The 26,016-nt window shown below is 53.2% G+C and carries 15 protein-coding genes and 1 pseudogene; 5 read left to right on the plus strand and 11 right to left on the minus strand.

The window, feature by feature from the left end; translation table 11 throughout:
• From EAO80_RS17310 to EAO80_RS17345, 6 genes are all read right to left on the minus strand, one after another.
• A partial coding sequence (locus EAO80_RS17310; RefSeq protein ID WP_245998695.1) for an FAD-binding oxidoreductase occupies nucleotides 1-246 on the minus strand: 246 nt, incomplete at its 3' end.
• 613 nt (nucleotides 247-859) lie between these two features.
• Nucleotides 860-1,072 carry a hypothetical protein gene (locus EAO80_RS17320; RefSeq protein ID WP_122091091.1) on the minus strand — a complete coding sequence of 71 codons (213 nt, stop codon included), beginning with the start codon at nucleotides 1,070-1,072 and terminating at the stop codon, nucleotides 860-862.
• 467 nt (nucleotides 1,073-1,539) lie between these two features.
• Complete coding sequence (locus EAO80_RS17330) at nucleotides 1,540-3,957, minus strand: heavy metal translocating P-type ATPase (RefSeq protein WP_122091093.1); 2,418 nt, start codon at nucleotides 3,955-3,957, stop codon at nucleotides 1,540-1,542.
• Between the two features lie 6 nt (nucleotides 3,958-3,963).
• A complete protein-coding gene (locus EAO80_RS17335) occupies nucleotides 3,964-4,794 on the minus strand; it encodes a sulfite exporter TauE/SafE family protein (RefSeq protein ID WP_122091094.1) in 831 nt (276 codons plus the stop codon).
• Nucleotides 4,795-5,333: 539 nt separating this feature from the next.
• A complete protein-coding gene (locus EAO80_RS17340; RefSeq protein WP_122091095.1) occupies nucleotides 5,334-5,516 on the minus strand; it encodes a hypothetical protein in 183 nt (60 codons plus the stop codon).
• Nucleotides 5,517-5,819: 303 nt separating this feature from the next.
• Nucleotides 5,820-6,158, minus strand: coding sequence for a hypothetical protein (locus EAO80_RS17345; protein ID WP_122091096.1), 339 nt, complete (start codon nucleotides 6,156-6,158; stop codon nucleotides 5,820-5,822).
• A gap of 115 nt (nucleotides 6,159-6,273) precedes the next feature.
• Between EAO80_RS17345 and EAO80_RS17350 the strand changes: the two genes are divergently transcribed.
• Nucleotides 6,274-6,612, plus strand: coding sequence for a hypothetical protein (locus EAO80_RS17350; protein WP_162994061.1), 339 nt, complete (start codon nucleotides 6,274-6,276; stop codon nucleotides 6,610-6,612).
• A gap of 180 nt (nucleotides 6,613-6,792) precedes the next feature.
• A complete protein-coding gene (locus tag EAO80_RS17355) occupies nucleotides 6,793-7,665 on the plus strand; it encodes a PDDEXK family nuclease (RefSeq protein WP_122091098.1) in 873 nt (290 codons plus the stop codon).
• A gap of 48 nt (nucleotides 7,666-7,713) precedes the next feature.
• Here EAO80_RS17355 and EAO80_RS17360 read toward each other — a convergent pair whose 3' ends face one another.
• Nucleotides 7,714-8,667, minus strand: a complete 954-nt coding sequence (locus EAO80_RS17360) for a DUF4268 domain-containing protein (RefSeq protein ID WP_122091099.1) — start codon at nucleotides 8,665-8,667, stop codon at nucleotides 7,714-7,716.
• Between the two features lie 99 nt (nucleotides 8,668-8,766).
• On the opposite strand from EAO80_RS17360, the pseudogene EAO80_RS17365 reads away from it, so the two are divergent.
• Nucleotides 8,767-9,934 (plus strand): annotated as a pseudogene (locus EAO80_RS17365) (IS701 family transposase).
• Between the two features lie 42 nt (nucleotides 9,935-9,976).
• On the opposite strand, the gene EAO80_RS17370 reads toward EAO80_RS17365, so the two are convergent.
• From EAO80_RS17370 to drmD, 4 genes are read right to left on the minus strand one after another with little or no spacing between them, the layout of a single operon-like run.
• Entirely contained in the window at nucleotides 9,977-15,343 is a 5,367-nt protein-coding gene (locus tag EAO80_RS17370; RefSeq protein WP_122091100.1) for a DEAD/DEAH box helicase, read from the minus strand.
• A gap of 55 nt (nucleotides 15,344-15,398) precedes the next feature.
• On the minus strand, nucleotides 15,399-15,938 hold the full coding sequence (locus EAO80_RS17375; protein WP_122091101.1) for a TATA-box-binding protein: 540 nt from the start codon (nucleotides 15,936-15,938) through the stop codon (nucleotides 15,399-15,401).
• A gap of 52 nt (nucleotides 15,939-15,990) precedes the next feature.
• Nucleotides 15,991-20,538, minus strand: a complete 4,548-nt coding sequence (locus tag EAO80_RS17380) for an Eco57I restriction-modification methylase domain-containing protein (RefSeq protein ID WP_122091102.1) — start codon at nucleotides 20,536-20,538, stop codon at nucleotides 15,991-15,993.
• Nucleotides 20,535-23,813, minus strand: a complete 3,279-nt coding sequence (drmD, locus tag EAO80_RS17385) for a DISARM system SNF2-like helicase DrmD (protein ID WP_122091103.1) — start codon at nucleotides 23,811-23,813, stop codon at nucleotides 20,535-20,537. Before drmD ends, EAO80_RS17380 begins: the two co-directional genes overlap by 4 nt.
• A 308-nt stretch (nucleotides 23,814-24,121) precedes the next feature.
• Here drmD and EAO80_RS17390 point away from each other — a divergent pair, with 308 nt between their 5' ends.
• Nucleotides 24,122-25,213: a hypothetical protein gene (locus tag EAO80_RS17390; protein ID WP_122091104.1), complete on the plus strand. Its 1,092-nt coding sequence runs from the start codon at nucleotides 24,122-24,124 to the stop codon at nucleotides 25,211-25,213.
• Nucleotides 25,214-25,289: 76 nt separating this feature from the next.
• Nucleotides 25,290-25,949: a hypothetical protein gene (locus EAO80_RS17395; protein ID WP_162994064.1), complete on the plus strand. Its 660-nt coding sequence runs from the start codon at nucleotides 25,290-25,292 to the stop codon at nucleotides 25,947-25,949.
• The last annotated feature ends 67 nt before the right edge of the window (nucleotides 25,950-26,016 follow it).

The following is a 26,016-nucleotide window of genomic DNA, read 5'->3' on the forward strand; positions in this document are numbered from 1 at the left end:
TACTGACGCGGTTCCGTCATCGTAGCGTTTGATGGCGAGTGTGATCGCAGTGTTGCCCGGCGTGTTGGTGGCCGTGTATGGCCGGACGACCTCTTGGTCCTCGTCTTCGTCGGGATCATCTTGTTCAAACTGAACCGTCGTATGCTGTCCGGGTTCGAATTCGAACGGCTCGTCGGCTTCAATGATGAACTGTTTTACTTGGGGAGTCATCTGGTGGATCGATGTGATCGTTGCTTCGAATGGCATGTAGACACAACCGGCTGCGAGTCTCCTAAGTGACCGGCTTGAGGAAAACCGTGAGAGCAGCCCAATTGAGACGATCAGATAGAATTTTCGCCTGATTATCTGCGGCGCTTACGTACGATATTTTGAGAGCGGGACCGATCTCGTGACTGATGGCCCAGAGACAGGGAACTGCCGTATGCGGATCCCGGTAGGGTATTTTCTCAGTATTGAATTCTGCAATACGATACGGCGGTCTGTTGGGCATCAAACGCCTCGTAGCGGTCTTCGCATCGGCTAGTTTTACTCCGACGCGGTCCAACAGTACTTGATGAATGCAAAAGCCAAGCGTCGGATCAACCGGGCGAAATATGCAGCTCTTGGTGCAGCTGGCGGGGCTGCAATCGGAGGAGTGACCAGTCGAAACGCAGCACGGACAGGCGCCAGCATCGGTGCGTTCGTTGGTGCGACGGTCGGTGAAAGCGGAGCTCCAGTGAGATTCGACAAATGGCGAGCAAAGCGAGACAAGGATACTACAGTCTCCAGCAGCTGATCTGGTAGAGCCAGTGTTGAGTGTTATCTTCTGGATGGAGCCCAAACATCCCGAAGTATCCCGAGAGCGGCTTGCTAAAGCGATTTAGAGATACTGTGCGCTTGCTGTCCGTTCATCCGTATCTCCTTCTTCGAGATCACGTTCGACGGAGATCACTCTTCGTGTCGGGATATTGAGTTGGCGTTCGTCGTCTGTAATTCGTATTTGGAGATAGCGCTCTTGGGGCGTTATATTCGCTTCATTAGCCTGAACCGTCGTTACCTCATTAGTGGCGTCCTCGTATGTGACTTCGATCATATGGGAACGAGTCCTTTGAGGCAGATCAATCATTCCGTCTCCTCACGTGGTGAGCTCCTTTGTAGTGAAAGCCGCATGCAACATCGGTAATTGGGATCTGGATGGTGTTACACGCGGCCTCAATCAGGCTATCACTTCAGCTAGTTCGTTCTCGTCGAGGTCCCAGTAGTGAGCGATGTCACCGAGCAGGACGTCGATGGTGTCACATTTGTAGCATCGACAGTCCTCATGCATTGTGGCGGTGAGTGCGCGGGCGGTCAGCTGCCAGTCGTCGAACAGCCATTCGTCAGGGATCCCGGCGGGCAGACGCTTGGGTGGGTCCGTCTTCTGGGAAAAATCTCAGAGTTTTGAGTTGGTAGTAGTGGAACTGGGCAGCGATCACATGAGACTTAGTTAGTGGACTCGCCCCCAATCCCAAATACATCACTCAGAAGATGCGGAAACAGGTAGACAGAGGAGACGTTACCTCACGAAGGGGTGTCGTTAGTAGCACTTCCTACTGATGACGTTTCAGTGCCCCCATCCGCATTTGATCCGAACCACGGTAGTGAACGTCGTCCCGAGTTTGCGACAACAATGAGACTGCTGATTGCCATTATGACGGCAGCGATTAGCGGATTGATGTAGCCGAGCACTGCTAGTGGAATTGCGATCAAATTGTAGCCGATCGCCCACGCGATGTTCTGTCGGATCCGTTTCTGTGTCGAGTGGGCGATTTCGAAAATCTCGGGGATCGCCGAGAGGTCGTCGTTCATTACGACCGCGTCGGCGGCATCCATCGCGACTTCCGTCCCGCTCGCTAGCGCGATACCGAGGTCCGCGCTTGCGAGCGCGGGCGCGTCATTCGTCCCATCGCCGATCATTGTCGTGGTCCCCTCGGACCTAAGCCGACCGACGATTGCCTCCTTGGATTCGGGGCGAACGCCTGAGAAGACGTCATCAACATCGGGGTGGTCGGAGAAACGCCTGGCCATGCGTTCATCGTCGCCCGTCAGGACGACGATCTCCCGGCCCTCAGAGGCGAGCTCGGAGACAACCGACTCCCAGCCCTCCCGCGGGGTGTCTCGGATCGTGATCACGCCTCGGGCGACACCGTCCCAACCAACGACTGTCGGGTGAGTATCGGCCTCAAAAGCACCCTCGATGGCTTCCGTGACCGATTCGGGGATCTCCCAGTCGGTCTCGAAAACTGTCGGGTGACCGACCGTCACGGGCGTCTCATTGACGACGGCGGAGACGCCCCGGGCCTCGCGCTCAAAGCCTTCGACAGTCGCATCCGTAGCCCCGCCCGCCGCGGCAATTGCCTCGCCGACGGGGTGGCTCGACCGGCCCTCGATCGCCGCCGCTCGCGAGAGTACCTCCGTTGCGTCCTCGCCGGTAGCCGGAATCGTCCGTTTGACGCTCATCTTGCCGGTCGTGAGCGTTCCCGTCTTGTCGAAGACGATGACCTCCGAATCGGTGACCCGCTCTAAGACGTTCGAGTTCGGGAGCAGGATCTGGCGCTCGGAGGCTTCGTTGGTCCCCGCGGCGAGCGCGAGCGGCGTCGCGATCCCCAGCGAGCACGGACAGGAGATCACCAGCACAGACACCCCGATCAGGACCGCGCTGCCGACCGGAAGCCCGAGCGAGACCCAAAGCGCAGCCGTCAGCAGCGATATCGTGACGACCAGCGGGACGAAGATCACCGCGAATCGGTCGGCGAGCCGCTGCATCCCCGAGTCAGAGCTCTTGACGTTCCATAGCAGTTCGACGAGCCGGTCGAGCGTGCTCTCAGCGTCGTCGCCGACCTCGATGACCAGCGCGCTGTCGGTGACGACCGACCCCCCGAGGACGTTGTCGCCGGACGATTTCGGCTGAGGAATTGACTCGCCGGTCATCAGCGCCTCGTCGACCGCGGCCGTCCCGTCGACCACCGACCCGTCGACCGGAATCCGCTCGCCTGGCCTGACGAGCACGCGATCGCCGGTCGTACAGCTGCCGACGTCAACCGACTCAGTTGAGCCGTCCTCGAGGAGCTTGCGGGCAGTCGTAATCCGGGATTTAGTGAGATCTGAGTGGTTTCCCAGCGCGCTGCGTTTAACGCTCGACTCGATGTGGTTGCCGACGGTGATGACTACGAGGATCATCACCGCGACGTCGAAGTAGAGGTCACGCTGACCCATAGCAAACGCCGCAGCTGAGTAGCCGTAGGCCGCAAGTACTGCGAGCGATATCAAGACGTCCATGTTGGGTTGGCCTACCTTGAGACTCACGTAGGCGCCCCGGAGCATCGGATAGCCGAGGCCGGCAATGATGAGCGTGCTCCAGACGAACAGCGGCGCGTATACCATCGCTCCGAGCGTCGAGTTGTAGAGGAACTCCTCGGGATAGAGCCCCAGATAGGTCGGATAGATGAACAGGATGTATGGTACCATGACCGGCATCATGACCAGCAGCGCGATCACTGAGCGGTACTTCCCGAATTCGAAGCGGCTCCGCGCACCCTCGTCCTCCTCCGTCGGGCGTGACGCCCGGTAACCCAGCCTGCTGACCTCGTCGATGATATCGTCCTCGCTCAGCGTCTCGGGGTCGTACTGGATGCGGACCATCTCGGTCGCGTAGCTCGACTGGGCATCGTAGACGCCCTCGATGTCGGCCGCGATCTCGTCGATGAACAGCTCACAGGTCTTGCAGTGCATTCCGTCGACCGAGAGGTAGGTGGTCTTGCCGAGGTCAGGGTCGATGGCGGGTTCGTCCGCGAGATCCGTCGCGTCGAGCTCTTCGACGTCGATATCGCCGAGCGTCCGATAGACCTCGAGACAGCCCCGACAGCAGAACTCGCCGTCGACGTCGCTGTCGGTTACCGGCTGTTCGCCCGTCGGCAGTTCACAGAGTGTGCAGGTCATGGCTGATCAGTGGTGGTTGTGGCCGCCTGGGAGGTACTCGCCGAACGGCTGGTAGAACGGGAGATCGAACATCGGAGCGGGAACGCCGAGCAGTGCCAGCCCGTGTGCGAGCGGGATATATCCAAGAATCACAAACCCGATACCGAGCGCTCGATTGAGGACGAGCCGCTCGTCAAGGCCGATCGAACCGATAACGGTTCCATAGAGAAACACCGAAGGGATCGTTCCGATACCGAGGGCGCCCAGAGCAACAATTCCGTAAACTGCGCTTCCGTGTGCGAGTACGTACAGGTATGCTGGATAGAGTAACATACAGGGCAACAGGCCGTGGAGGGCCCCCAATCCGACGATTCCGGGTGTGTTGACCCACTGATTGATCCGGCTCGTGAGAAGAGCGTACACTCGTCCGAACAGAGCACTCACGCCGAGCTTCGAGGTCGCATGTTCAACCGATCCCTGCCGGTAGCCGAACAGGCGGGTGAGTCCGGCGGCGATGATCAGCGCCCCGATTACGACCCCGAGGACCGCCTGGATAGGCTGTAGCAGGCCGACGATCGAGACTGTCCCGTACAGGACCGACCCGAACAGTCCGAACAGGCCTCCGATCAGCGCGTAACTTACCGCCCGCCCGACGTTGAACAGCCCGTGTTGTCGCACCTCGTGGGAGGTGAGCGTGCCCTCCGTGCTCGTCATTCCCTTCGAGTAAGTCGTCACAAGTGGGCCACACATTCCAATACAGTGGGCGCCGCCCAGGAGACCAATGAGAAAAAAGACGACTAGATCGGTGTAGATCGGGACGCTACTGACGGTTATGAGATGCAGTATATCGATGCTCATTGTTAGGACGTGCTGATGGATTTTGGACGGCAATCGCGTAATCTGTCTGGACTACGCCTCTCTCTACAGGCAATGATTCGAGGTAGATCATGCGCGCCAATAAGGGTACGGAACTGGCTGTTGGACACAGGCTGAACAACCAATCGACGACGAGTGTCGGGCATCTAGCGAGATATCTGACTGGCCTCTTTCGCGTGTTCTGGTTTGTCCGTCGAACGAAGAGATCATAAAACACTGTAGTGGTTGAATTCAGCTAGCATAGTTCCGTTTCTCCTGATAATGATACTTTGTAGGAGTAGGCATTCATCGGACGATCCGTTTGAATGTCGAGATCGTTGGCTAGGACGTTAACGACTTTGCAGACCGTGCCATGGGTGTGAGCGTCCGGGTCAGCTGGATCTAGGTAGATTTGGACCTCCTCACCGGGAGAAGAGAGCTTCAGAGCCAACTAGGGGATGGTTCGATATGGAGTATCAGACTATTGCTGAGCGGCAATAGACCTGATTGGGGATCTACGACAGCTTCCCGGGGGTTTGCCGTCAGTGCAGTAGTTGGGTCAGTTCGTGGTCGTCGCGGTCCCAGTAGTGAGCGATATCGCCGAGCAGGGCATCGATCGTATCACACTCGTAGCACCGGCAATCTTCGTGCGTTGCAGCGGTGAGTGCGCGGGCGATCAGTAGCCAGTCTTCGAACAGCCATTCGTCGGGGGTTCCGGCGGGCATACGCCTGGGTGGGCCCGTCTTCTGGGATAAACTCTTGGAGGGCTAGGTTGGTAGTGCTGGGCTTGGGTAGCGATCACGTGAGCAGTCTGCGTGGAAATCGGCCCGTTGGGGTGAGGGCCGATAAGATCTCTGTCGATGGCAGGTAGCCCGTCGACAGCCATGTTATAGGGTGACGCAATTTAATTCCGTTGCTCCTTTTCAGTGGTGCCTTATGCAAGGGAGTCGTTTTGAGATCGACGTTGCATACTGTGGGTCGCTTCTGAAATGGGGAGACCCGTTTGTTCTCAGTAGAGGATAAGCTCTTTACCAACGGCCAACAGTGTGTGCGGCTCGATACTGCTGGTAGTAGGCCTTCTCGACAGTCCGGAGATCAAACTCACCCGGATTCCGGTCACGGAGTGCAGTGAGGAGTCGCGGGTAGTCAGAGAACCGTAGTGCTCGATCCTCACCGAAGAGAGCTGCAACCATGTATCGATCACCGATTGCATAGTTCATCGGATCGTGAAACGCGAGAACGACTGTTGCGGTCGCAGGCCCGATCCCAGGGATCGACGTGAGGATTTCCAGCTGGAGCTTCGGATCGTCGACGAGGAACGCTGCTTCGCTTATTCGCTGGACGAACGCTACAGGAACCTCGGACATCCACTCGATGTATCGATCTCGCCGTCCGGGTTGGGCGTTTAGCTTTCACTGCATGGAGCCAGTGAACGGGGATGAATCGTCGGATCTTTTCATCGCTGTCTCTAACGCTTCGATCATGGACCGTGATATTGCAGGACAGGTGAGAGATGTGTGGGAGACGTACCAAGCGAATTTCTCGGACGTTGAATCCGTGAGTGCCGGCGGGTTTCCTCCAGATAAACTCGATACCGCTCGTAGAGAACGGATCCCGACTCTTCTCGAAACGCTGAGTGACTTCGTTGAGGGAAATCTCGCACCTGGGGAATTCAAATCAGAAATAGACGGCCAAAACAAGCGACATCGGCTCTGGGGGTTCAAAGGAATGAACGGGATGATGTTTTTCAATATGCTCTATAACTCCTCTGGGGAATCTCGTGAACAGGAGCTTGCCGAGTTACTCCGGACCGTCCTGTAGGAACCACAGGATGACTCCGAGATTGAAGCACAGATACGGACGCTTGAACAGTACGTCGAGGAACTGAGAGCGGACGTTGATAACCTTCGAAGCGCGCCGCGACTCGGCTCGATTCCGTACTTTCTCTCCTACTTTTGGCAGTTGCAGAATCCGGATACGCACCCGATCTACTACACCTCAATGCGGCGGGCACTGTCGGACTTAGCGATCTGGGAGCCAACAGAGGATCTTGCAGAGACGTACCTTCAGTTCCGCGCACTGAACGAACGAATGCGCGAGATCCTTACTGAGTATACCGGCGAGGATATCCATCTCTGGGATATTGAGCATGCCTTTTACTACTGGCAACACCGCGAAGAGGCAGAGGTGGAGGCGACTACGGAGTCGGAGCCAGCTAGTGAACCAGAGTCTGAGACGGTAGCTGTAGCCGAACCAGCCGAGACACTGCCGAGTAGTTATATCCCACCGATCGTCTCGATCCTCCCCGACTTGGCGAGACGGACGGACCAGATGATAGCCTTGGCAGAGCAAAACGGGACAACCGTTGAGTCATTGTTCGAGAATCGGCTTGCAGTGTGTTTCCGAATTCTTGGCTACAATGTCGAGGATCTCGGGCAAGGAAGTGGGCGCAATCCGGATGGGATTTTCACCTACCGGGGGAACGACAGCAGTTACGCGGTTATTTACGATGCCAAATCAAGTGGTGAGCCCTATCGACTACGAACGGACGCTGAACGACAATTTGAAGACTACATCAATCAGCATATTAGCGAGCTCCAACGGCGAGGCTTTGACAATATCTATTTCGCCGTTATCTCGGGGTCGTTCGTTGATGAGGCTCGTGAAGAAATTCGTGCGCTGAAGATCCGGACGCCGATTCGGGAGGTCCGGTTGCTTGAGGCTAACGCCGTTATTGAACTGCTTGAGAATTCGCTCCGAGATCCGGAGTTTCGGCTTGGTCCTGGTGGATATCAGGGTGTTGGGTTACAGGATTTCTTTGTTGAGAGCGGGGTTCTTACTGAGGCCGACGTTCGTGAAGAGCTTGGATTGTAGAGGGGATTGTGAGGATACTCGCAAAATCAGTGGCTATTCTTAGCGCCGCTAAACACGGTCATGAAAGACATTGTAGAAACGCTCGCCATAGGTCAGGAACCAACCGATGTGATCTTCCCACATATCCCGATCGGCCAGCGTCCCGTTAGTTCGCAGCTGGAGCTGGCTACGCATGTTTCCACCGCGGGTCTTTTCAGGTTCGATCCAGACGAGTGACTCGCCGATCTCGTCTTCGATCTGCTCACGCTCGGCTTCTAGTTGCCAATAGGTCTCCTCGTCGTCCTCAATAATCAGACTGATGTACCGCTCGTCTTCTGTCGTATTGAACACGAAGGAGAGATGGAATCCGGACTTTCCGATCGGGTTCGAATAGTACAACCGGGGACTGGGTTTTCGTGGCTGGAGCGGTGTTTCATCTTCCTCAATCCTGTCCCGAAACGCAATCCAGAATTCCTCGCGTCGTTCCTCTTGCTCAGATAGTTCGTTCTTCGCGCGTCGAGCCCGTTCTTTCCACTCGCTGGGCTGTTCAGCAGGATTAAATCGCACTGCCGGATCAGAGTCGCCGATCTTCCATACCTCCAATCGGATCGCGAATAGATCGATCCTTTCGCGGCTATTGTCGTTGAGCCATTGAATCGCATCACTGTGTTCGTCATTGAACTGGGGTGCGATCCAGACGATGATGTCCGCATCAACACCAGCTGCGTACGCGATTGCTTTCCCGAGGTGATCATGATCGGAGGTAGTGAGCTGATTTTCAATGACGACGTTTCGTCCATCTCCTTCAACGCGGGCCAAAATATCGACACTGTACTTGCCGACGCGTTTCTCGACTTCAATTACCTCGAGATCTAACTCAAGAACATCCTCTAGATAGGATGTGTCCTCTGATTGGATTTCAGTAGCCAACCACGGCGTGAACTGACGTGCTTCATCCGCCCAGTATTCCCGAACGTCCTGAGGTTCGAGTTCTTGAAAATACAGTCCCTCAAACGCTGGCATAGGTATACCACTCATTCCAGTGCTTCAAATAGTATGCGGCTAACTACTTGACTTCGCACGTTATGCTGACTGAGCGCGTAATGAGTGTAGAAACTGCTGATGCTGCCGATCACGTCGTTCTTGTCATGTACGGAGCCGATTGACCAGTTAGAGTGTTTCTCGACGAGGCAGAAACACCATGCCAAGACCTACGTCACAGGTCTTGTTGCGGCCAGCAACAAGACCGTTCAAGGGATTTCGACGCTTGTCCTCCCGGCCAAAAGCGAACGGGTGTTGAACAAGTTCCTCACCGAGTACGACTGGGACGAAGTCCAACTCAACAAAGAACGCTTGGAGCTTCTTCAACAAGCCGACGACACGAGGTGGAGCAGTGAAGGTGTCGTCGATGATGACGACACCTTCACGCACAAGACCGGCGAGCAGATTCTCAATGCCGGGAAATTCTACGACCACACCGGTCCTGGGTACATCTGGGGACAGAATCTCATCTACGCACTCTACGCCGACGAAAAAACCCCCGCTCGGATTTCGTCTCTATGAAAAAGACGCCAAGCGACGCGTCGAACTTGCCATCGAGCTCATTGACGAACTCATCGAGATAGGTGTCCCGGCGGACACCTATCTCTTCGACATGACCTATTGTTCTGAGGAGTTTGTCACCCACCTCGAAACCAACGGGAAGGAGTGGGTTTCAGCGGTCAAAAGCGACGCACGCGTCACCTATGGAGGTGAGCGCATCCGTGTCGATGCGCTGGCCGAGCGCATCGACACAGTCCCACGCACGATCAACGGTGAAACCTATCACATCTGGACGCAGAAACGTGACGTAAGCCGTCTCGGGAAGGTGAAGTTGCTCATTACGAAGAAGGAATCGAGTGAGGAAGACGAGGAACCAAGCGTGAAGTACATCGTCTCGAACAAGACCGACGCGCCAGCGAGCCATCTCATCGAGTTGTACGCGATGAGATGGCGGGTGGAGACGTTCTTCAGAGACACTAAGCAGGATCTTGGTTTTGGAGATTGCGAGCTCCGGCATGGCGCAAGTGCCAGTCGGCACTGGCACCTGCTGATGCTGGCCTACAGTCTCCTCAAGCTCGGTGCTGCATCCAGCACTCTTGGAACGATTCTCGCACGTGCGACTTCGCTTCGCAACGACCTCAAACGATCCTTCCGGGAAAGCGTCGAGAACCTTCTCTCTTGGGCACTCACCAGCCCCAACCGCAGCATCGACGAGCTAATGCACCAGATCGAAGGCATGTTCCTCTAACGTGCGAAGTCAAGTAATTAATGAGTTCTACTAACGCGGGAATCACAAATTGTCAAGATGATTCCCGATCTGCGCTCGATAAACGTCCATCATTGGATCATTTTCAAAGTCTTCGATATGAATCTCAATCACAGTCCACCCTTCTGCCTTCAACGCATTTCGGAGATACTTGTCTTTCTGTTTCTGTTCTTGTTCACTGTGTATTGGACCATCCAAATAAATAGCAATCTCGGCTTCTTCATGGAATAAATCAGGGAGAGTGTATGCATTGATATGCGGAAGATCGATCTTTCCCTGTGGCTCGAATCTATTATAGCCCCATTCATTACAGACAATATCCTCGAGTCGTTTCTCCCATATGTTCGTGTCCTGGTTACTCTCCTCTTCGACCTCGTTAATAGGTTCGATTGGGTTCGATGCTATTGATTCCTGACCCATTCCTTGAATGAGCTCAAGTGCACGGTGACGGTCGAGTTGGTCGTGGTAGAATTGATTAAAGTACGTCCGAAGACAGTCATAACAACTCGTCGAACAGGCACTCGGACAGCTCCCAAGAAGCTCTATAGCGGCGTCGTAGACTGCATCCCATTCATTGATGAATTGCTCAAGCAGTCCGCTCCCGCCAGGCATTGGATCGTAGAGAAACAGTTGCCACATTTCGTCGTCCACGGGAATTGGAAGCCATTGCAGATCGTCGCGCTCCATATCGAAGAGGTGGCTGCCGATAAGCGTCATCGCTTCACCCAGGCTCACAGCGTCCCCCTGTGAGGCTAGTTCCGTGAACAGGAGGCCATCAACGTCGCTGTGAACATGGAGTGCGAAGTACCCTGGTTCTTCGCCACAATGCTCCTCGTGATACTCGACGAAATCTTCGATCCGATCGTCGCTATCGTAGGGGCTCCGAACGCCGCCACAAACGGTACAGATCGGATAGCCGAGCGGTCGATCTTGATCAGGCTGCTCGGGACCAAAGTTCAGAATTGTCACGAACTGGCTTTCACGGTGGTCAACGGTCTGGTCAGTAAACTCGTAGCGACGCCCCCCGTCATGTCGTTTTCGAAGCACCCCAGCAGTGACACTCGGCATTCGAAACCGCGTATTCTCGAGTTCCTCGACGTGACTGATGAATCGGAGCTGTGAGTCAACGAGCGGAAGCGATGAGACCTCTGTAGCTTGTGGGTTATTGTAGCCTGCCTCCACTTCCATTTTGTTCGTGACTGCGTAGCGGGCGGGATCAACGTCCCACTCTCGTGGGTTCTTGATCTCGTCGCTCGCCGGGAATTTGTAGTAACTCACCTGGTACTTGCCCCCATTCGCGTAGATTCGATTCCCAGGGACGTGTTCGTGAATCGCGATCGTGTTTGGCCGATTGATATCGAACTCAAATTTGTCCCAGCCACGTGAGTACGCGCGTTCTGCCGACGCGACCACGCCTTCGCGAGACGTCGCGTAGCCCGGTAGGAATCCTTCTTGGGAGAGAACCGAGAGTGTGTACGTACGATAGCCCTGATCGGCGTCATTCGAATCACTAGTCGAGTAGGGTCGAAGTATGTCAATGGTGCTCTCACACCGAGATTTGAACCGGCGTTCTTCGTCTGTCAGCGTTTCCCCATCGACCTCCTTCTGAGCGAGGCGGCGTCGCTGCTCCCACGCCCATGTGAGACGATCAAGAACGCGCTGGTACGTTCCTTCAAGCTCGTCTGCCATCTCGCCGACGTACGTCTCAAGTTGATCACGAGAGACGTAATCTGGATCATCTGGCCACTCTTGGGTGAACGAGTTTTCGAGTCGATTGAGAATGCGCTCTTTACGGCTCTCATCAGCAAGTGCTTCGCGGAGTGGCTTGACGACTGGTTCCAAATTTTCTCGTGGTTGTCGGTCGTCGAAGACGACATCACCGATTCGACCGGGGATGACAGCGTCAATCCACTTCTCATCCTCGTCGAGGAGCTCCGCATGTATTTCGGTGAGAACCGCCGCATGAACGTGCTTACGGATCATCACCGGATTTTGTAAGTTGAAATTCGGTGGTCGGACGTCCCCGTCAAGAAGCGCCTCTGGCTGTTTGAAGAAGTGGAGATCGTGGGGATTCGAGCGAGCGTAGGTATAGATAATCGCCATCCGGTTACGCCGTCCTGCTCGGCCTGCACGCTGCCAGTAGTTGGCGGCTTGCGGTGGGACGTTCCGAAGGAGAACCATATCAAGAGCCCCGATGTCGACGCCAAGCTCGAGTGTCGGCGTCGCGACGAGGGCGTTAACGTCACGGCCTTCTTTGAACTCGCGCTCGATACGTTCCCGCTGTTTGTTCGGGACCTGTGCCGTGTGCTCTTCAGCCATCACGAAGGTATCTGCATCTTCGAGTTCGACGAGGTCGTAATCCCTCGGTTCGGTATCCTCCATAAATTCCACTTCACCCTCCGAGCACCGCCAGCGAGTGCAAGCGTGATTTGGTGTGGGTCGTGGATGGATGCGACCGCAGAACGAGCAGCGATATCGCTCGTCCTGCTTTGAGATACCGATTCGGTGAGCGTCGACCTGATAGACGTTCTGCGTCCCTTTAATGGGGTCGCCTGACGCCCATTTGAGCGAATCAAGCCTGGTCAACAGGCCAAGTTCTTCAGTAAGCAAGTTCCAGACATCTCCGAGGAACGATTCACGTTCGGTATTCTCTAAGTCGAGACGCTGAGCCCAGTCTTCGATTCCAGTTGTGCTTTTCCCCACCCATTTCTTGATATATTGAGATCCAGCGTCATTGGAGGACCCTTCAAGTCGCATCCCGGAGGGATAGAAATCAATGGGTGGCAGGTACTGGTTTCTCACCAAGTCGAGCCGGTTGTCCCACGTTTGCGAGAAAATCGGTTCACGCTGATGGTGAAGCATCTGCCGCTTCCGTGCGCCATCGAGTAAGCTCTGAAGCCATGCCACCAGTGTTTCGGGGGCTTGGTGGTACTCGGCCGCGAGATCACGGATGGCCTCATTCGAGGTGTCGACACCGGCGTAGTGGACGCGAAGCTTACCCCAGGTCTCGAGGCTGGCCCGGGTGCTGTATGATGTTGAAACCTCACGAAGCACCTGAACAGTCAGATAACGTTCGAGTGACCGTCGAAGCTTCGAGTCGTATGCGTTCTCGAGATTTTCCTCGAAGACTTCTGGCGCGATGAGTTTCGCTCGCCCCTTGTCTTCCATCAGCGTATCAGCGAGTCGCTCGACAACCGTCGTGATGCTAATCTCGGGAGGTTCCTCGTCCGGATCATCCGGCAGTTCGGGGAGATAGTTATAGAGCAGGCGCCGGAAGCGATACCGGCGTGCACGGTCCTGCATCCAACCAGCCTGAAACGCCGCCTCTTGGCGGTTATCAGTGAAGACAATCAGGCGTTCGCCTTCGTCATCTGCTTGATTGAGCATGTCCTGAGCGAGGACATAGACGTTCGCGACGGTGACCTCGCGAAGGGCTCGGAACGGGTCGTCGTAGTAGTTGTTCCCGTAACCCTGGTTGTAGCGACAGACAGGACAGCTGGAGACCTCGTCGACGCTCTCGAGAATCAGTACTTGGAGGAGCGTTCCCTTTCGCTCACAGCACCCACAGGAGTCCTGTTCGCCCTTGTGGAGTGCACCGCACGCATAGCAGACGTAGCCCTCTGAGTGTTTGTTCGAGTCACCGGGACCCCACTCGTCGTCGTTATGGACGATAGTATCTGTGAAGAGAACGCGTGACTCGGTGTCGGTTTCATCGGGGAAAAATACAGTTCCACTCTTCGTCTGGTGACCACCTTTCAGTTCGTCACCAGGCGAACTCGTGGCGTCCTGTACGTACTGCTCGTAGTGGTGCTGACCACACTGAGGACAGACGAGAACCGGGAAAAATGCGGTATCATCACGCCGTCCGTCGTAGCGTTTCTTCGCGTCATCGGCGTTAAGGAAGAGATCCGGGCGGGCTGGGCGTGCATCGTCGCCCTTCTCGAGGACTGCGACCGCCCCTTCTAGCCCTTTCACGAAGTAGTGCAGTTTCGGTCTGAACAGCGGCGTTTCCTCTTTTTCCGCCGCAGCACCAAGCACGAGGTACGTTAGAATCTCCTCGCGATCACCATCGCGTGTGGCCGTCACACCTCGGTCGGATCCCTCCCAGACGCTATCGACGAGGTCTTCCAACGACCGAACGGTGTTTCCGTAGTAGTGAATCAGGTGAGCGAATTCGTTCTGCAGCAACCCATCAAAAAGTCGCTCCTGGATATCGTCGCCTGCTGGTAACGCACGGCCCGTGAGTTCCTCGTAGATGATCTCGATTTCGGCGTTCTTCGCTGGGCCATCGTCCATCGAGATGGCCTGGAGCGTTCGCTGAAAGAGGTCTGTTGGCTTCGGCGGAAGCGTCGTGTCGTATCGGTCGTCGGGCCAGTCGATGCCCTGGTACGACTCACGGACGATGGAGACGTTGCCTTTGTCGACGCCGAACAGACGAGCCATGAATCGCTGCCCCTCATCCTCGTGTTTCTCGTCGACGATGGTCGCACTCGTCGCGATGTTCGAGGTATAACCCTTTGGCGGTTTCGCGAGCGATTTCAGCCGGCGGAGCAGCAGTGAAATCTCAGCACCCTGCGCACCGGTATTGGTGTGAGCCTCGTCCATCACGACGTACTCCAGCGGAGCGTCAAGGAACAGATCGAGGTCTTTTCCACGGGTGAGTTGGAACTCGAGGATGGCCTTGTTCACCAGAAGGATTTGCGGAGGGTCTGCTCGAATCTGCTCACGGGTGTAGCGCTCTTCAGGTGGCAGGTGGACGACGTTCTCGTCCTCGTCGACCTCCTCACGGAGTTCCTGGTACTCTTCGCGAGACGTTCCTTCGGGGACTTTTCGACCCTCGAACGAGAGCCCAGTTTCGTCTTCAGGGGTTGGGCCGACGTATCGACCGAACGTGACGCCGGTACCCACGAGGAGTTCTCGAAGGCGATCGAGCTGGTCGGCTGCTAGGGCGTTCATCGGATAGACGATGACGGCCGTCACGCCATCAGGAGCGTCAGGATCCTCGTTGAGCCTAAGGCAGCGGTCGACGATCGGATAAAGGAATGCCTCAGTCTTGCCGGATCCCGTTCCGGTCGTCACAAGCGTGTCATTGCCGTCTTTGATCGAATGAAGCGCTTGCTCTTGGTGTTCGTAGAGGTGTTCATACGGCACGATTCCTCGCATGCGATTGTGGAGCGTCCCGTCGTCAACGAGGTCGCTGACTCGAGAACCTTCCTTGTAGGCACGGCTCAGTGAGACGAACGGGCCTTTGAATAGCGGGGAGTCGTTTCGCCAGAGCTTCTCTTCGAATTGGTTGCTAAGAATCTCGTCGGTAAGGCGGGCAGAGGTTAGTTGATAGCGAAGGTATTGCTTGTTAACCTCTTCAGAAAATTGGAGTGGGTTAAGAGTCATTCTCACGTATTGGATTCGTTACTGAAAGTCAGTAGTCAGCCCTCATAAATTGTAGTCATGGTAACAGTGTTGTGAGGTCTTCAAATAACTCATCAAATGCTTTTTCCGCCTCTGAACGGGTGGCGAGCCCAGTTAGTAAAATATTTCCAGTACGGAATATTAGAAACGTTCCTTCAAGCTCATTAGGACGATATAACAATCCAGGGAATTGTTCTGGTTCATACTCTGTCGATTCTAGTCCTAATGCGATCGCGATTTGTCCAAGATCGAGCTCTTTTCCAAGATCGTCTAATAGTACCAGATTGCGTACTTCAAAATAAGGATCGGCAACGACTATCTCGATTTCCTCTAATCTTGAAAGAAATTCGCCATTAGATCCCAATAGATGTTCAATAGATGTTGCACCTGCAATATTGTATTTTCCACTTGAGAATACGAGAACCGCAGGAGAGTTTGGGGTCAATCTTAAATATAATCCAGGCCAATGTTCAGGATCATATCTAGCGATCTCCCCATCAATCACGCTATGCAAAATATTAAGATCCAGTTCTTGATGCAAATCCCCTCCGCCGACCGCGTTTACGATTTTTGCCATATTATATTTAGTGTCTCAATTGGCGGATCGATATAGAAAACCATCTGGACGTTCATTTTTTTAATAGTGAATCCCAAATCACTGAAAAAGAACCAGAACTCGACCGTAATTCATTCTCAAGGGCTTTCATTTGGTCAGATGTCAGGACCTGTTTCGTGGTTTCTTTAAGGGTAGAAATATCAGGCGAAGGGTTCCAACCTTCATGAGTTGTGGATGACGTGGGTATATTCCAGGGGTTTTGACAAAATGAATCGATATCATTCTCATCCAAGTAATTGTATGCAGATAAGCAATTCTGTTTTATTTCTGAGTCTACTAAACGGAAAGACCGGGGATCCTCAGTCTCAGCCAAGACATGTTTAAGATCCTCACTAGATAACCCATAACCTTTCGCTACAAGAGCTTCACAGTTTGCTCGGATCACCTTTTCCGAGACATCAGAGATCGCTAACGGAAGTTGAACTACTTCAGGGTTGATATGGCATAAGTAGTATCGATAAGGAGCGTACATTTCCGCGTCGAAGACAATACTAGCTATAAGTGAAGCAAGCAAGCTCGATTCTTTCGAGCTGAACTGGGGTAGGGGTTGTTCCCTTACGAAGCAGTTGTTATGATTAGCATCGATTCGGCGTCTGAAGACATAATCAAAAGTGTGAGATTGCATAACACCGGCGAGTTCGAGCTTTGTCTCAATACTTTCATCTGGCATCATGGCACGAGTAGCGCTATTGACCATTGGCCAGTTCGGTAAAACCCCTGGACAGAACGATCGCTCCATCTGACAATTTCCGGTGTTTCGGAAAACTAGCCGTATATTCTCGACTTTTCCGTGGCTATTTTTATATTCTTCAATTGGAACCCAGTCATTAGAGGCAGGGAATGACGTTGGCCATCGGTTATCGGATACCGTTGCTTGTGTGACTCCTAGCCAGTAGTCCTTTCCTTCAATTACTGGCAAATATCCATCATTCACCACACCGTATGTGAAGTCTTCGTTAGAAGCATCAATTGATGTGAATTTGTTAGCATCGTCTGTTGAATGATATTCCCGGCCAAATTCCAAAGTCCCTTCTGCCACTAAGTCGTATACCCTAGGAGCATTCTTGCAAATTTTCAAGATGGTTTTCGCTGTATCTTTATCAAATAGAGGTGGGAAGCTATTTAGTTCTGGTGAAAATTCGGAAATAAAATCGGAACCCACCATGATAGTTCGTATATCTTGCTCCGCCCACTCACGGAAGTCAAGGATAGGACGAGTTATTCGTACTTCTTCAGAGTTTTGATGGCATATTAGAATAGAAAACCTGTCGAAATTTGCTCCAAAAGCCTTTCTTCCGTCTGGGGCACGATTTTCGATGGTGGCAACCCAAGAAAGCCCTCTGTTTGAACAAGCCTCTCGCAATTTGGATGCTCGTTGTGCAAATCGAACGCTTGAAGGCAACAACATCCCTATATTTTTACCAATATTTAGAGAATGGCTCATGAACGCCTTTGAAGTCTGAATATTTCCTTTCCCATGTGAGGCAAAATCCCGGACTTGACCAATATTTGACTTTTTTCCGAATACACTATCTGGTCTTCCCACAGATTTTATCCAATGTTTTCGAGCTTTGATTTTTGCTCTATACTCGGACCATTCGGTCCTTATATCACCATAGTTCTCTAATAGAGAGTTCCGTCTCTGATTGAATTCCCGGCGCTTTAAAGCGCGAGCATGTGGAATATAGCGCTGGAACCACTCTCGACTCTGTGGCTTCACAATATCCCATGGTGGATTCCCCAAGACTGCATCAAAACCGATTTGTTGCCCAGAGAAGACATCCGGGAATTCGAATTCCCAATGGAAGAACTGTAAATCTGAATCTGATTTAATCTCTTCAATAATCTTACGCTCCTCATCTGACGGCGGATCCTCCCAATCTTGCGGTAACGGCGCGGAATCAAGTTTCTCAATTGGCCAAAACCAAAGAGCGCACCACCGATCCATGCGGGTTTTTAATCGGTTAGAGCCAGCATTTTCCAGAACTTCTTTTTGATATTTTTGATCTCGTTCGTTTTCATCAATCAAGTCGTGCATTTCGCTATATGTGTCAGCAAGACTCGATTTAATATCAGTTGTTTTAGTTTTCTTGAACCAGTGTGTTTGATATTGTCGTTGTTTTTCTATTATTTCGATACCGGGCTCAATTTTTTCCTTACGTATCTGTTTAATTTTCTTTGTATTATCTCCAGATCTTCCGTCACCTCCACCTCTATTCCATGCTCCAATTGGATATGATTCAAATTCTTGAGTCCAAGCACCAATAAGACTATTTCCGGTCTTCAATTTATGATCTAAGAAAGTAAATGGAAGATCCGAATCAAGTGTCTCAATCCAAAGACTGAGCTTGGAAAGCTCCACTGCTAGTGGGTTAATATCAACACCATAGATGCATCTCTCAACAACCGAACGTTTGAGTTGAATTTCAAGTCGGCCCTGCCAGTTTTCGTCCTCCTCCATATGGATATTGAGCAACCGTTCATTCAGATATCCCTTTGCAGTCTCACCAAGTGGAGCAGAAACTGGCTCGCCTTCACGAAGTTCTGGGAAGACGTATTCTTCAAAGGACTCTTTGAGGGCTTCTGTGAGATAATTTAATGCTGCTACGGGGAATGTTCCAGATCCCATAGCAGGATCACAAATTTCCAACTCGAGTATCTCTTCGGGGGTCTTGGGAACCTTTGAGTTATCGCTCTGTTTGTATGCAAGCGGCTCAAGTGTCCGTTTGACAGTCGGAATTGCTAGTTCAGGAGGAGTATAGAAGGTTCCCGTTGATTTTCGAGTGCCTCCGTAACTCACAAGATATGTACCACCCTGGCGAACAATCTTATCAACTACGCGCTTCGCAGCTTTGTTTTCATATTTCTCCTTGGTCGTAGGATCCATCGCACGGACGGTATTATGATGAGGCATGAACACTTGCGTTTCTTCCACAACTCGTTTCGCCCACCGATGGACTCTTTCTTCTAACTCATCCCCGAACTTTATCTCATTAGCTATACCCTCCGAAACATCATCAGGCTCATTTTCATCGAAGTCACTTTCTGACACCTCTTCGTCGCCGAGGAAAGACCCCGAGGCATCGCCTTTTAGGTTATCAACTAAAGTATTTATCTGGTCCTCATCTAGATCTTCGAGAACACTAAACGGAAGTGCTGGTTGGTCCCCAATGTTCAGAAATACGATAGCTCCATCTTCCTCACTCGCCTCTCGAAGTTCGTAGTCCAGCAGCCCCTCGTACATCATGCCAATGTACTCGGTTCGCAAATCGCTGAAATCGACAGGGCCGGTGCGGCGCTGTCCGCCACTCTTGAACTCGGCGATCTTCAGCTTCTCCAGAACTTCGAGGATGGTCGCATCGCTCAGTCGGATATCGTCATCCTCGAATACAGCGAGTCCTGCGAGCACGTCATCATCCCCGTCTTCACCGGGCGGTCGGAATAGACGACCACCGTACGCGCGGAGGGGGACATCGCTGTGCGGACTCCCGTAGTAGACGAGACGGGACAGGGCCTGCAGACGCGGCCACGCACTGTACTGCTTTTCGAGCGTGTCCTCGCCTTCCTCGATGCGGGCCTCCCGAAGATCTTGGAACAACCCTTCGACACTGTACGAGTTGTAGTAGACTGGGTTGCCCTTCGGGAATAGCTCGCGACTCTCGGCGTACAGCGCAACGACGAGTCGCATTACGATTCGAATCGCAGCCTGGTAGCGAGCGCGAAGTTCGTCACGCTGACTGAGATCCTGCTCTGTCAACGGTGCGAGTATCTCCTCGCGTTCCTCCTCACTCATCTCCATCAGGATCGCGTCGAGGTCTTTCAGGAGGAGTTCGACCGCCTCGCGAACCTGCGTACCCATCACGTCCGAAAGGTCTGCCTGCCGGTCTCGGCTGGCCTTGATCCGACCAATAAGTGATTCCTCTTCGTCCTCGGACGGCGTCGGGAGGACGTCGTCCCTTAGCAAACCGTAGAACCCACGGAGTGCTCGTCGACCCTCGCCGCCCTGGAACCACGCCTGTGCATCCCATTCAGTCCAGCTCTCGTGGTCGAGCGTTGCGTGGATGACGCGGAACTGATGGCCATTTGTGAGAATGCCGATATCAGTTCCAGTCTCCCGGAGTAATCGAACGAACTTTGCGTAGGTTCGCTTCCCGCTGTAGATCCCGATCTGATCCGGGTCACCGTTATCATCCGTGACGCGATCGGTGTCGATCCACACCATCGCCCGAGCCTCGTCGTCCTGATTGAGAAGGACGCGATTCGGTCGGAGGTCCCCTCTTCGGAACTCTGCGGGAACATTTGTCTCCTTCATCCACCACGACTTCGAATGGCCAAGGAGGTCTTCGAGAACGACGTCGAGCCAGTCGTAGAGTTCGTCAGAGTCGTTCCGGAAACTCTTGTACGACCGCCTGAGCGTCTCGTACTCACGCTCGCCGAGACTTGGCGGTCCATCCGGGAAGATCTCCTCGAGGACGATTGGACTCAGGAGGACACCCTGATGTTTGAGTGTCGTCCACCAGGCGTTGGGTTCGTCCTCTTGGACAACTTCGACAGCGCTCATTGTGCGTCACCCCCTCGAACAGGGACGTACAGTTTTGCGCCTAGTTCGGTGACGTCGATTTCATCAGCCAGCGTGTAGCGTTTCGGGAGCACTTCTTCTAAGAATCGTTCGTTCTCACGCTCGAGTCGTTCTCTCATGAGCCGCTGGTTTTCTTCCCACACTTGCAGGTCCTCTTCGGACAGCTGGCGACGTAATTCTTCAACGCGCCGCTGACGGTCGACGTTCTCTTCGGGGTCAAAGGTGAGTTGCTGTGCTTTCTCCTCGGCTTGCGCAAGCTCCTCGCGCAGTCGTTCCTTCCGCTGATCGGTGAGGTCTTGTTCGAGTTCCTTCATCCGTTGATCGAATTCTTCTTCGAGCTGTTCGCGAGCATCCTCGCCTGCGGCGTCGAGTTCTGACTCGAGTTCTTCTCGCGTCTCTTGTCGGAGGTTCTCTTCGAGGGGTTCGACGTGTAGGTCAACGTTAACGAAAGCAGGGCGGAGATCGTTCCACCACTCGACCATCGTCGACTCATCCAGTGTTCGCTCATTGTCTACCGTCGGCGGGTTCTCCGCTCTTGAGAGGCCATCAGGTGTGACGTGGAACCACCACGACCCGACATCGGCGTGTACGACTTCTTGGAGCTGGTTACGTGCAGTCAGTAAGTAGTGGAACTCGACGTATGCCTCCCGTCCCATATCTGGGTTGTAGCCGACGAGTGTCCAGCGGTTGATATCGTCTTCCTGGCCCCAGATTGCCCGGCGGAAATACGACATACTCGTCTCGACGAGCGGATGACCGATACGGATCAAACGGGAGCCTTTCTGCGGCCGATAGATCTCCCGGCCGTTTACCTCGTTGATGAAGGTTTGCGGATCGAAGACGAGCTCGGGCATCGACTCCTGGGCATCAGCGAGATTTCGAGTTAGGAACTCTTTGAGTCGTCCGCGGGCACCAGTGATGCGGTATCCGTTCCGATTCTGCTGGAGATCTGCATTATGCAGTTCGAGATACGAGTTGACGACATTCCGTATCGAGCTAGGGGTCAGGTCGTACTCGCGACTTGCCTGTTGGAACTGCTGCTTGGCTTCGAAGAACTCCTCCTGCGTGGGTGCATCAAGTTCCTCAAGGTCCTCTTTAGCGGGATCGTCACTACGGACTCGTTCAACGCGGTCATCTAGCGTACTTTGTTCGATGCTACCGCCCCAGAACCGACGCTGGACACCGCTATCGATGACTGTGCTAACGCTACCGAGATCGTCGCGTGCTTCATTAACCTTATTCAGCACATACGCGAGGAAGCGCTGATCGGCCTGCTCATCGCTCGTGTAATGGAAGATACCGACGTCACGTTCCTGTCCGTGGCGATCCACGCGACCATTGCGTTGTTCAAGTTTCATCGGATTCCACGGTATCTCGTAGTGACTAACGTAACGACACATTCGCTGGAGATTCAACCCCTCACTCGCGCTGTCCGTCCCCACGAGAATTCGGAGAGGTGAATCAGGATCGTTGAATGCTTCCTTGATATCATCTCGCTCCGTCCGCGACATCCCGCCATAGACGGCTTGCACAGTGTGACCGCTGTAGCCAGCATCTTCGAGTCGAGCTAAGACGTGATCTTGCGTGTCCTTGTATTCAGTAAAGAGAATAAGGCGCTCATCGTCTTTCGGATCGGAAGGGGCACCGAGAAGCGGCTGAAGGTTTTCTGTTGGGAATCCGTGTTTGAGATGTTGAACGAGTGCGTCAGCCTTCGAATCTGGAATGTCGAGTCCCGTCTCAGGACCCTTCGCTGTGACTTCTGCCGTCCACCCAAGGTTGCGTAGAGCTTCGCTTACCACCTCAGCAGGGTCCTCCAAGCTGGGTGCTTCCTCGAAAAGCCACGAGCCACCTTCGGCTGCTGCAAGCCGTTCACGATCCTCTCGCTCGATATCGTCTTCGATATCCTCTTCCACCTCGTCGAAGGTCTGTTGCAGCTCTTGTTCAGTGGTGTAGAACTCTCGCGATCCAACGTGACGCCACCACGTTCTAGCGAATGCGTACGGCGAACTGAGGAGTCGCTTATTGAGAATTGTGAATATGAACTGTCCCCAGTTCTCTTTTTGCTTTCCTCGCTCGGAGAGTTCTGATTTCGCCCGATCACGGTACTCACGCAGGGCTTCGAACAATTGCTTTTCCTCTGGCGTCAGATCGACAGGAACGCCATTCACGTGCCGGTCGGGGAATCTGTCGATAGTCGATGCCTGATTGATTTCCCTCTTTAGCCGCCTCGACATGATGGTATCGAGATGTCGGCGGTCCGTTTCGGAGAGGCTCGGTTTTTGGATGAAACGAATGGGATCCAGCAGTTCGAGTAACCCAAGGAAGTGCGAGGTATAGCCGTCGTGTGGCGTGGCAGTGAGGAAGAGGCGATGCTCAAACCACTTTGTGAGACGCCGCATCATCTGTGTACGGACCTTCTCGTCACGCGTGGATTTCGGCGCGAAGTGATGAGCCTCATCGACGATGAGAAGATCCCACGGTGCGAAGGTGCCGCCCATCTCCTCTTGACGTTTTTTCGCACTCGCTTCGAAGTCCTGGTAGATGACCTCCTGTCGGAGGTAGTCCATGCTCGTAATGATGTGGTTGTGGACTGCCCACGGATTCACGTCACTCCCGAGTTCACGCTGCGTACGACGTGCCTCGTCAGCATCGAGAATGGTAAAGTTGAGGTGGAATTTCTCCTCCATCTCCTCCTGCCACTGGACCTGAAGACTGGCTGGACAAACGATAAGGATCCGTTTGATCCGCCGACGAAGAATGAGTTCCGTTGCGATCAAACCGGCCTGAATCGTCTTGCCGAGCCCCACGTCGTCTGCGAGAAGAAGCGAAACCTGGGGCATGCTCATCGCCTTCAATAGTGGCGTCAGTTGATAATCTTCGATTTGAATTGCTGATGCCCATGGTGAGACTAATGGTAAATCTTCATTCGAATCGATAAGAGATTGAATGGACTGGAGACTAGTCCATTGGACAGAATCTAGATAGGCATCATAATATTGTGGTTGATCGGGCTGTTGTTGTGGAATATTCGGCCAGCCAGCATTCTCTAAAAATCCAGAGGTGGGTTCAAGTTCCCACAGAATTTGATCAGTTTGGGGATGCTCATGACCATCGAGATAATCGACAGTGACTAAGTTCAAGGGCTGTTCCTGACTATTCGAGTTCGTCACTCCTGTTACGAGTGCTGGCCGATTCCGAACCTGTATGAGTTGCCCACGTTCAGGGGGCTGCGAGGCGATTTGACGAGAACTATTCATGATTGGGGATCAAATATATTCTGATGAATGGATTACTTCTATCGAATAGTAATGAACCTGTTGATAGGAGAAATCGGCAGGAACTTTCGGCGGCTATCTTGACAATGAATACAGTCTTCGAAACCTAGACGAGGACCAAACTACACATTCCCTGGAATTTATCGCTAAGAGTAGTACCCGCAAGATTGGTCGTTGTAATTAGCTTCCACGGAAATCAAGAGCTGCGGCTCAGTCAAGTTCGGTTCATCCCGCGTCAAAGAACGTTCTACACGAGGGTTTATTATGTAAGTGGGTACTTGGATTAATCGATGCAGTCGGCAGCTGAAGATGAAAAACCAGATTTTAGCTACAGTGGTCAGCTACTCTTCAACGGCATTTACACATCAACACTTAAAGAGAGTCCGTCTAATGATCTCAATCAACAGGATGCCAAAGAGCGCATTCGTGCTCAAATTCCAGAATTAGCGGCGTCAACAAGCGGCGGCCCTCAATCTGGCTTTCGGCACATCGGATTCTCGGAGGCCCTTGAACGGTACGACTTCAATGCAGAGAACGCGAAGCTCTCCGAACCGATCCATTCTAAGATTGTCTCGGATATGCTTGACTTAGAGTACGTTAAGGAGGAATTCACTGGGAAGACACTTGTTCTGACTGAGGATAACCAGCGAATCAGCGGTGAGGAGATTGAAGAACACTCAGCATATCTCTACTGGAATCTTACATCACTGCTCTTGGTTCATGGTGCAAAGCCGGATCGGGAGCGAGCGATGAAAGCGATTTATCATGCGCTAGGCATTACTAATGACAAGATTGAAAGCCTTCTTAGCATCAAGCCTGTCGACTTCGACCCGTGGTTTCTGTTCTGGCTTATATATCAAAACAACAACTCGAACCCAATAAGTAAAGATATTGGTATTTTTCGAATTCAGAATATTCAACTGAAGCAGCAGGCCGACATCAGAGACACGTTTGGAGATAAAACGCGGGTGACCGGCTCTACTGACGCCGTTGAGTCTGTGCAAGTGATTGCAGGTCTCCTCCACGGAATGCTACCCATCGGGCTTGAAGCGAAGTTCGATATTGGTGGCGAGTATCTAATTGCCGACATTAGTGCTTCCGGTCGAATACATATACGCGCAGAAGAGGCCATCAGTGCCGCCTCCAAGCTTGAACGGGCACTCTTGGGAATTCAATTTGTCCAAAACCTCGTTCAAGCACAACAGAGATGGGAGTACTTCGATCCGGACAAGAAGTTCGTCTCTCCGGAGTTCTCGAAAACGCTATATGATAACGCGAAAGATCAAAACGTTTCAATTGACTTTGACAAGGAACTTGTCCGCAAACAGGTGGCCAAGCGCAAGGAATCGCTAGATGACTGGAAGCACCTAGACTTCTCGTAGACAACTATGACACCTACTCACCGTTTCGAAACTGCCATTATGTCGGCCATCATAGACTCAGTACCCGGAGATGCCAGTGAGTAAGAGCAGCGTTCGACAGGTCGGATTTGATGGCGCTGACTCACAAGACTTCCCTGGAGAGTCTCCGATTACCGAGTATTTCGTCCATTCTCGAACGGTAGACGAAGTCTACATTCGGCCGCGTGACGAGTATCCGTACCCTGAACAGAGCATTCTTGAAGGTACGTTCAAGTATGAAGACGAGAGCTTCTTGGGGATCGCCTCTGCGTCAGTAGCGTTTCAGCTCCGTCGCGGCTCTCGTGTCCTGTTTGTCCAGAAAAAGAGCGGATCAGCGAAGCTCCGGTCTATTGTGAGCGCCTTAGACGAGCGACTGGACCACGAGTTGGGAGAAGATGTTACTGTTCACGACCAGTTTCATCCGTCCCGCGAAGGCATCTGGTCGTTTATCCATTCCGCAGAATGGGTAAGCTCGCTCACGCTACGGATTCAAAGCGAGGACGTCTCGTTTACCGAGTACGCAGAGTCCGAGAATATCTCCTTCGAGGATATCGATGGCGAGTATCCTATTGCCTTCGCCGACCTCGTATTCGAGGCTCCTTGGGGTGATCCGGTTAGCGTCATTTACGATCACGGCCACCTAGAGGTTGCCACCAACAGCGACGAATTATACGAGTTTATTCTCCAGCGGTTCGAGACAGACGTTCTAGCTCAGTAGATGGTTCTTGAGCGAATAATCACCTCTGGTCGCTCACTTTGGCCCTCCGGATACGGGGCACGATTCA

It is taken from the genome of Halalkalicoccus subterraneus (assembly GCF_003697815.1).
In the GTDB taxonomy this organism is placed as follows: Archaea; Halobacteriota; Halobacteria; order Halobacteriales; family Halalkalicoccaceae; genus Halalkalicoccus; species Halalkalicoccus subterraneus.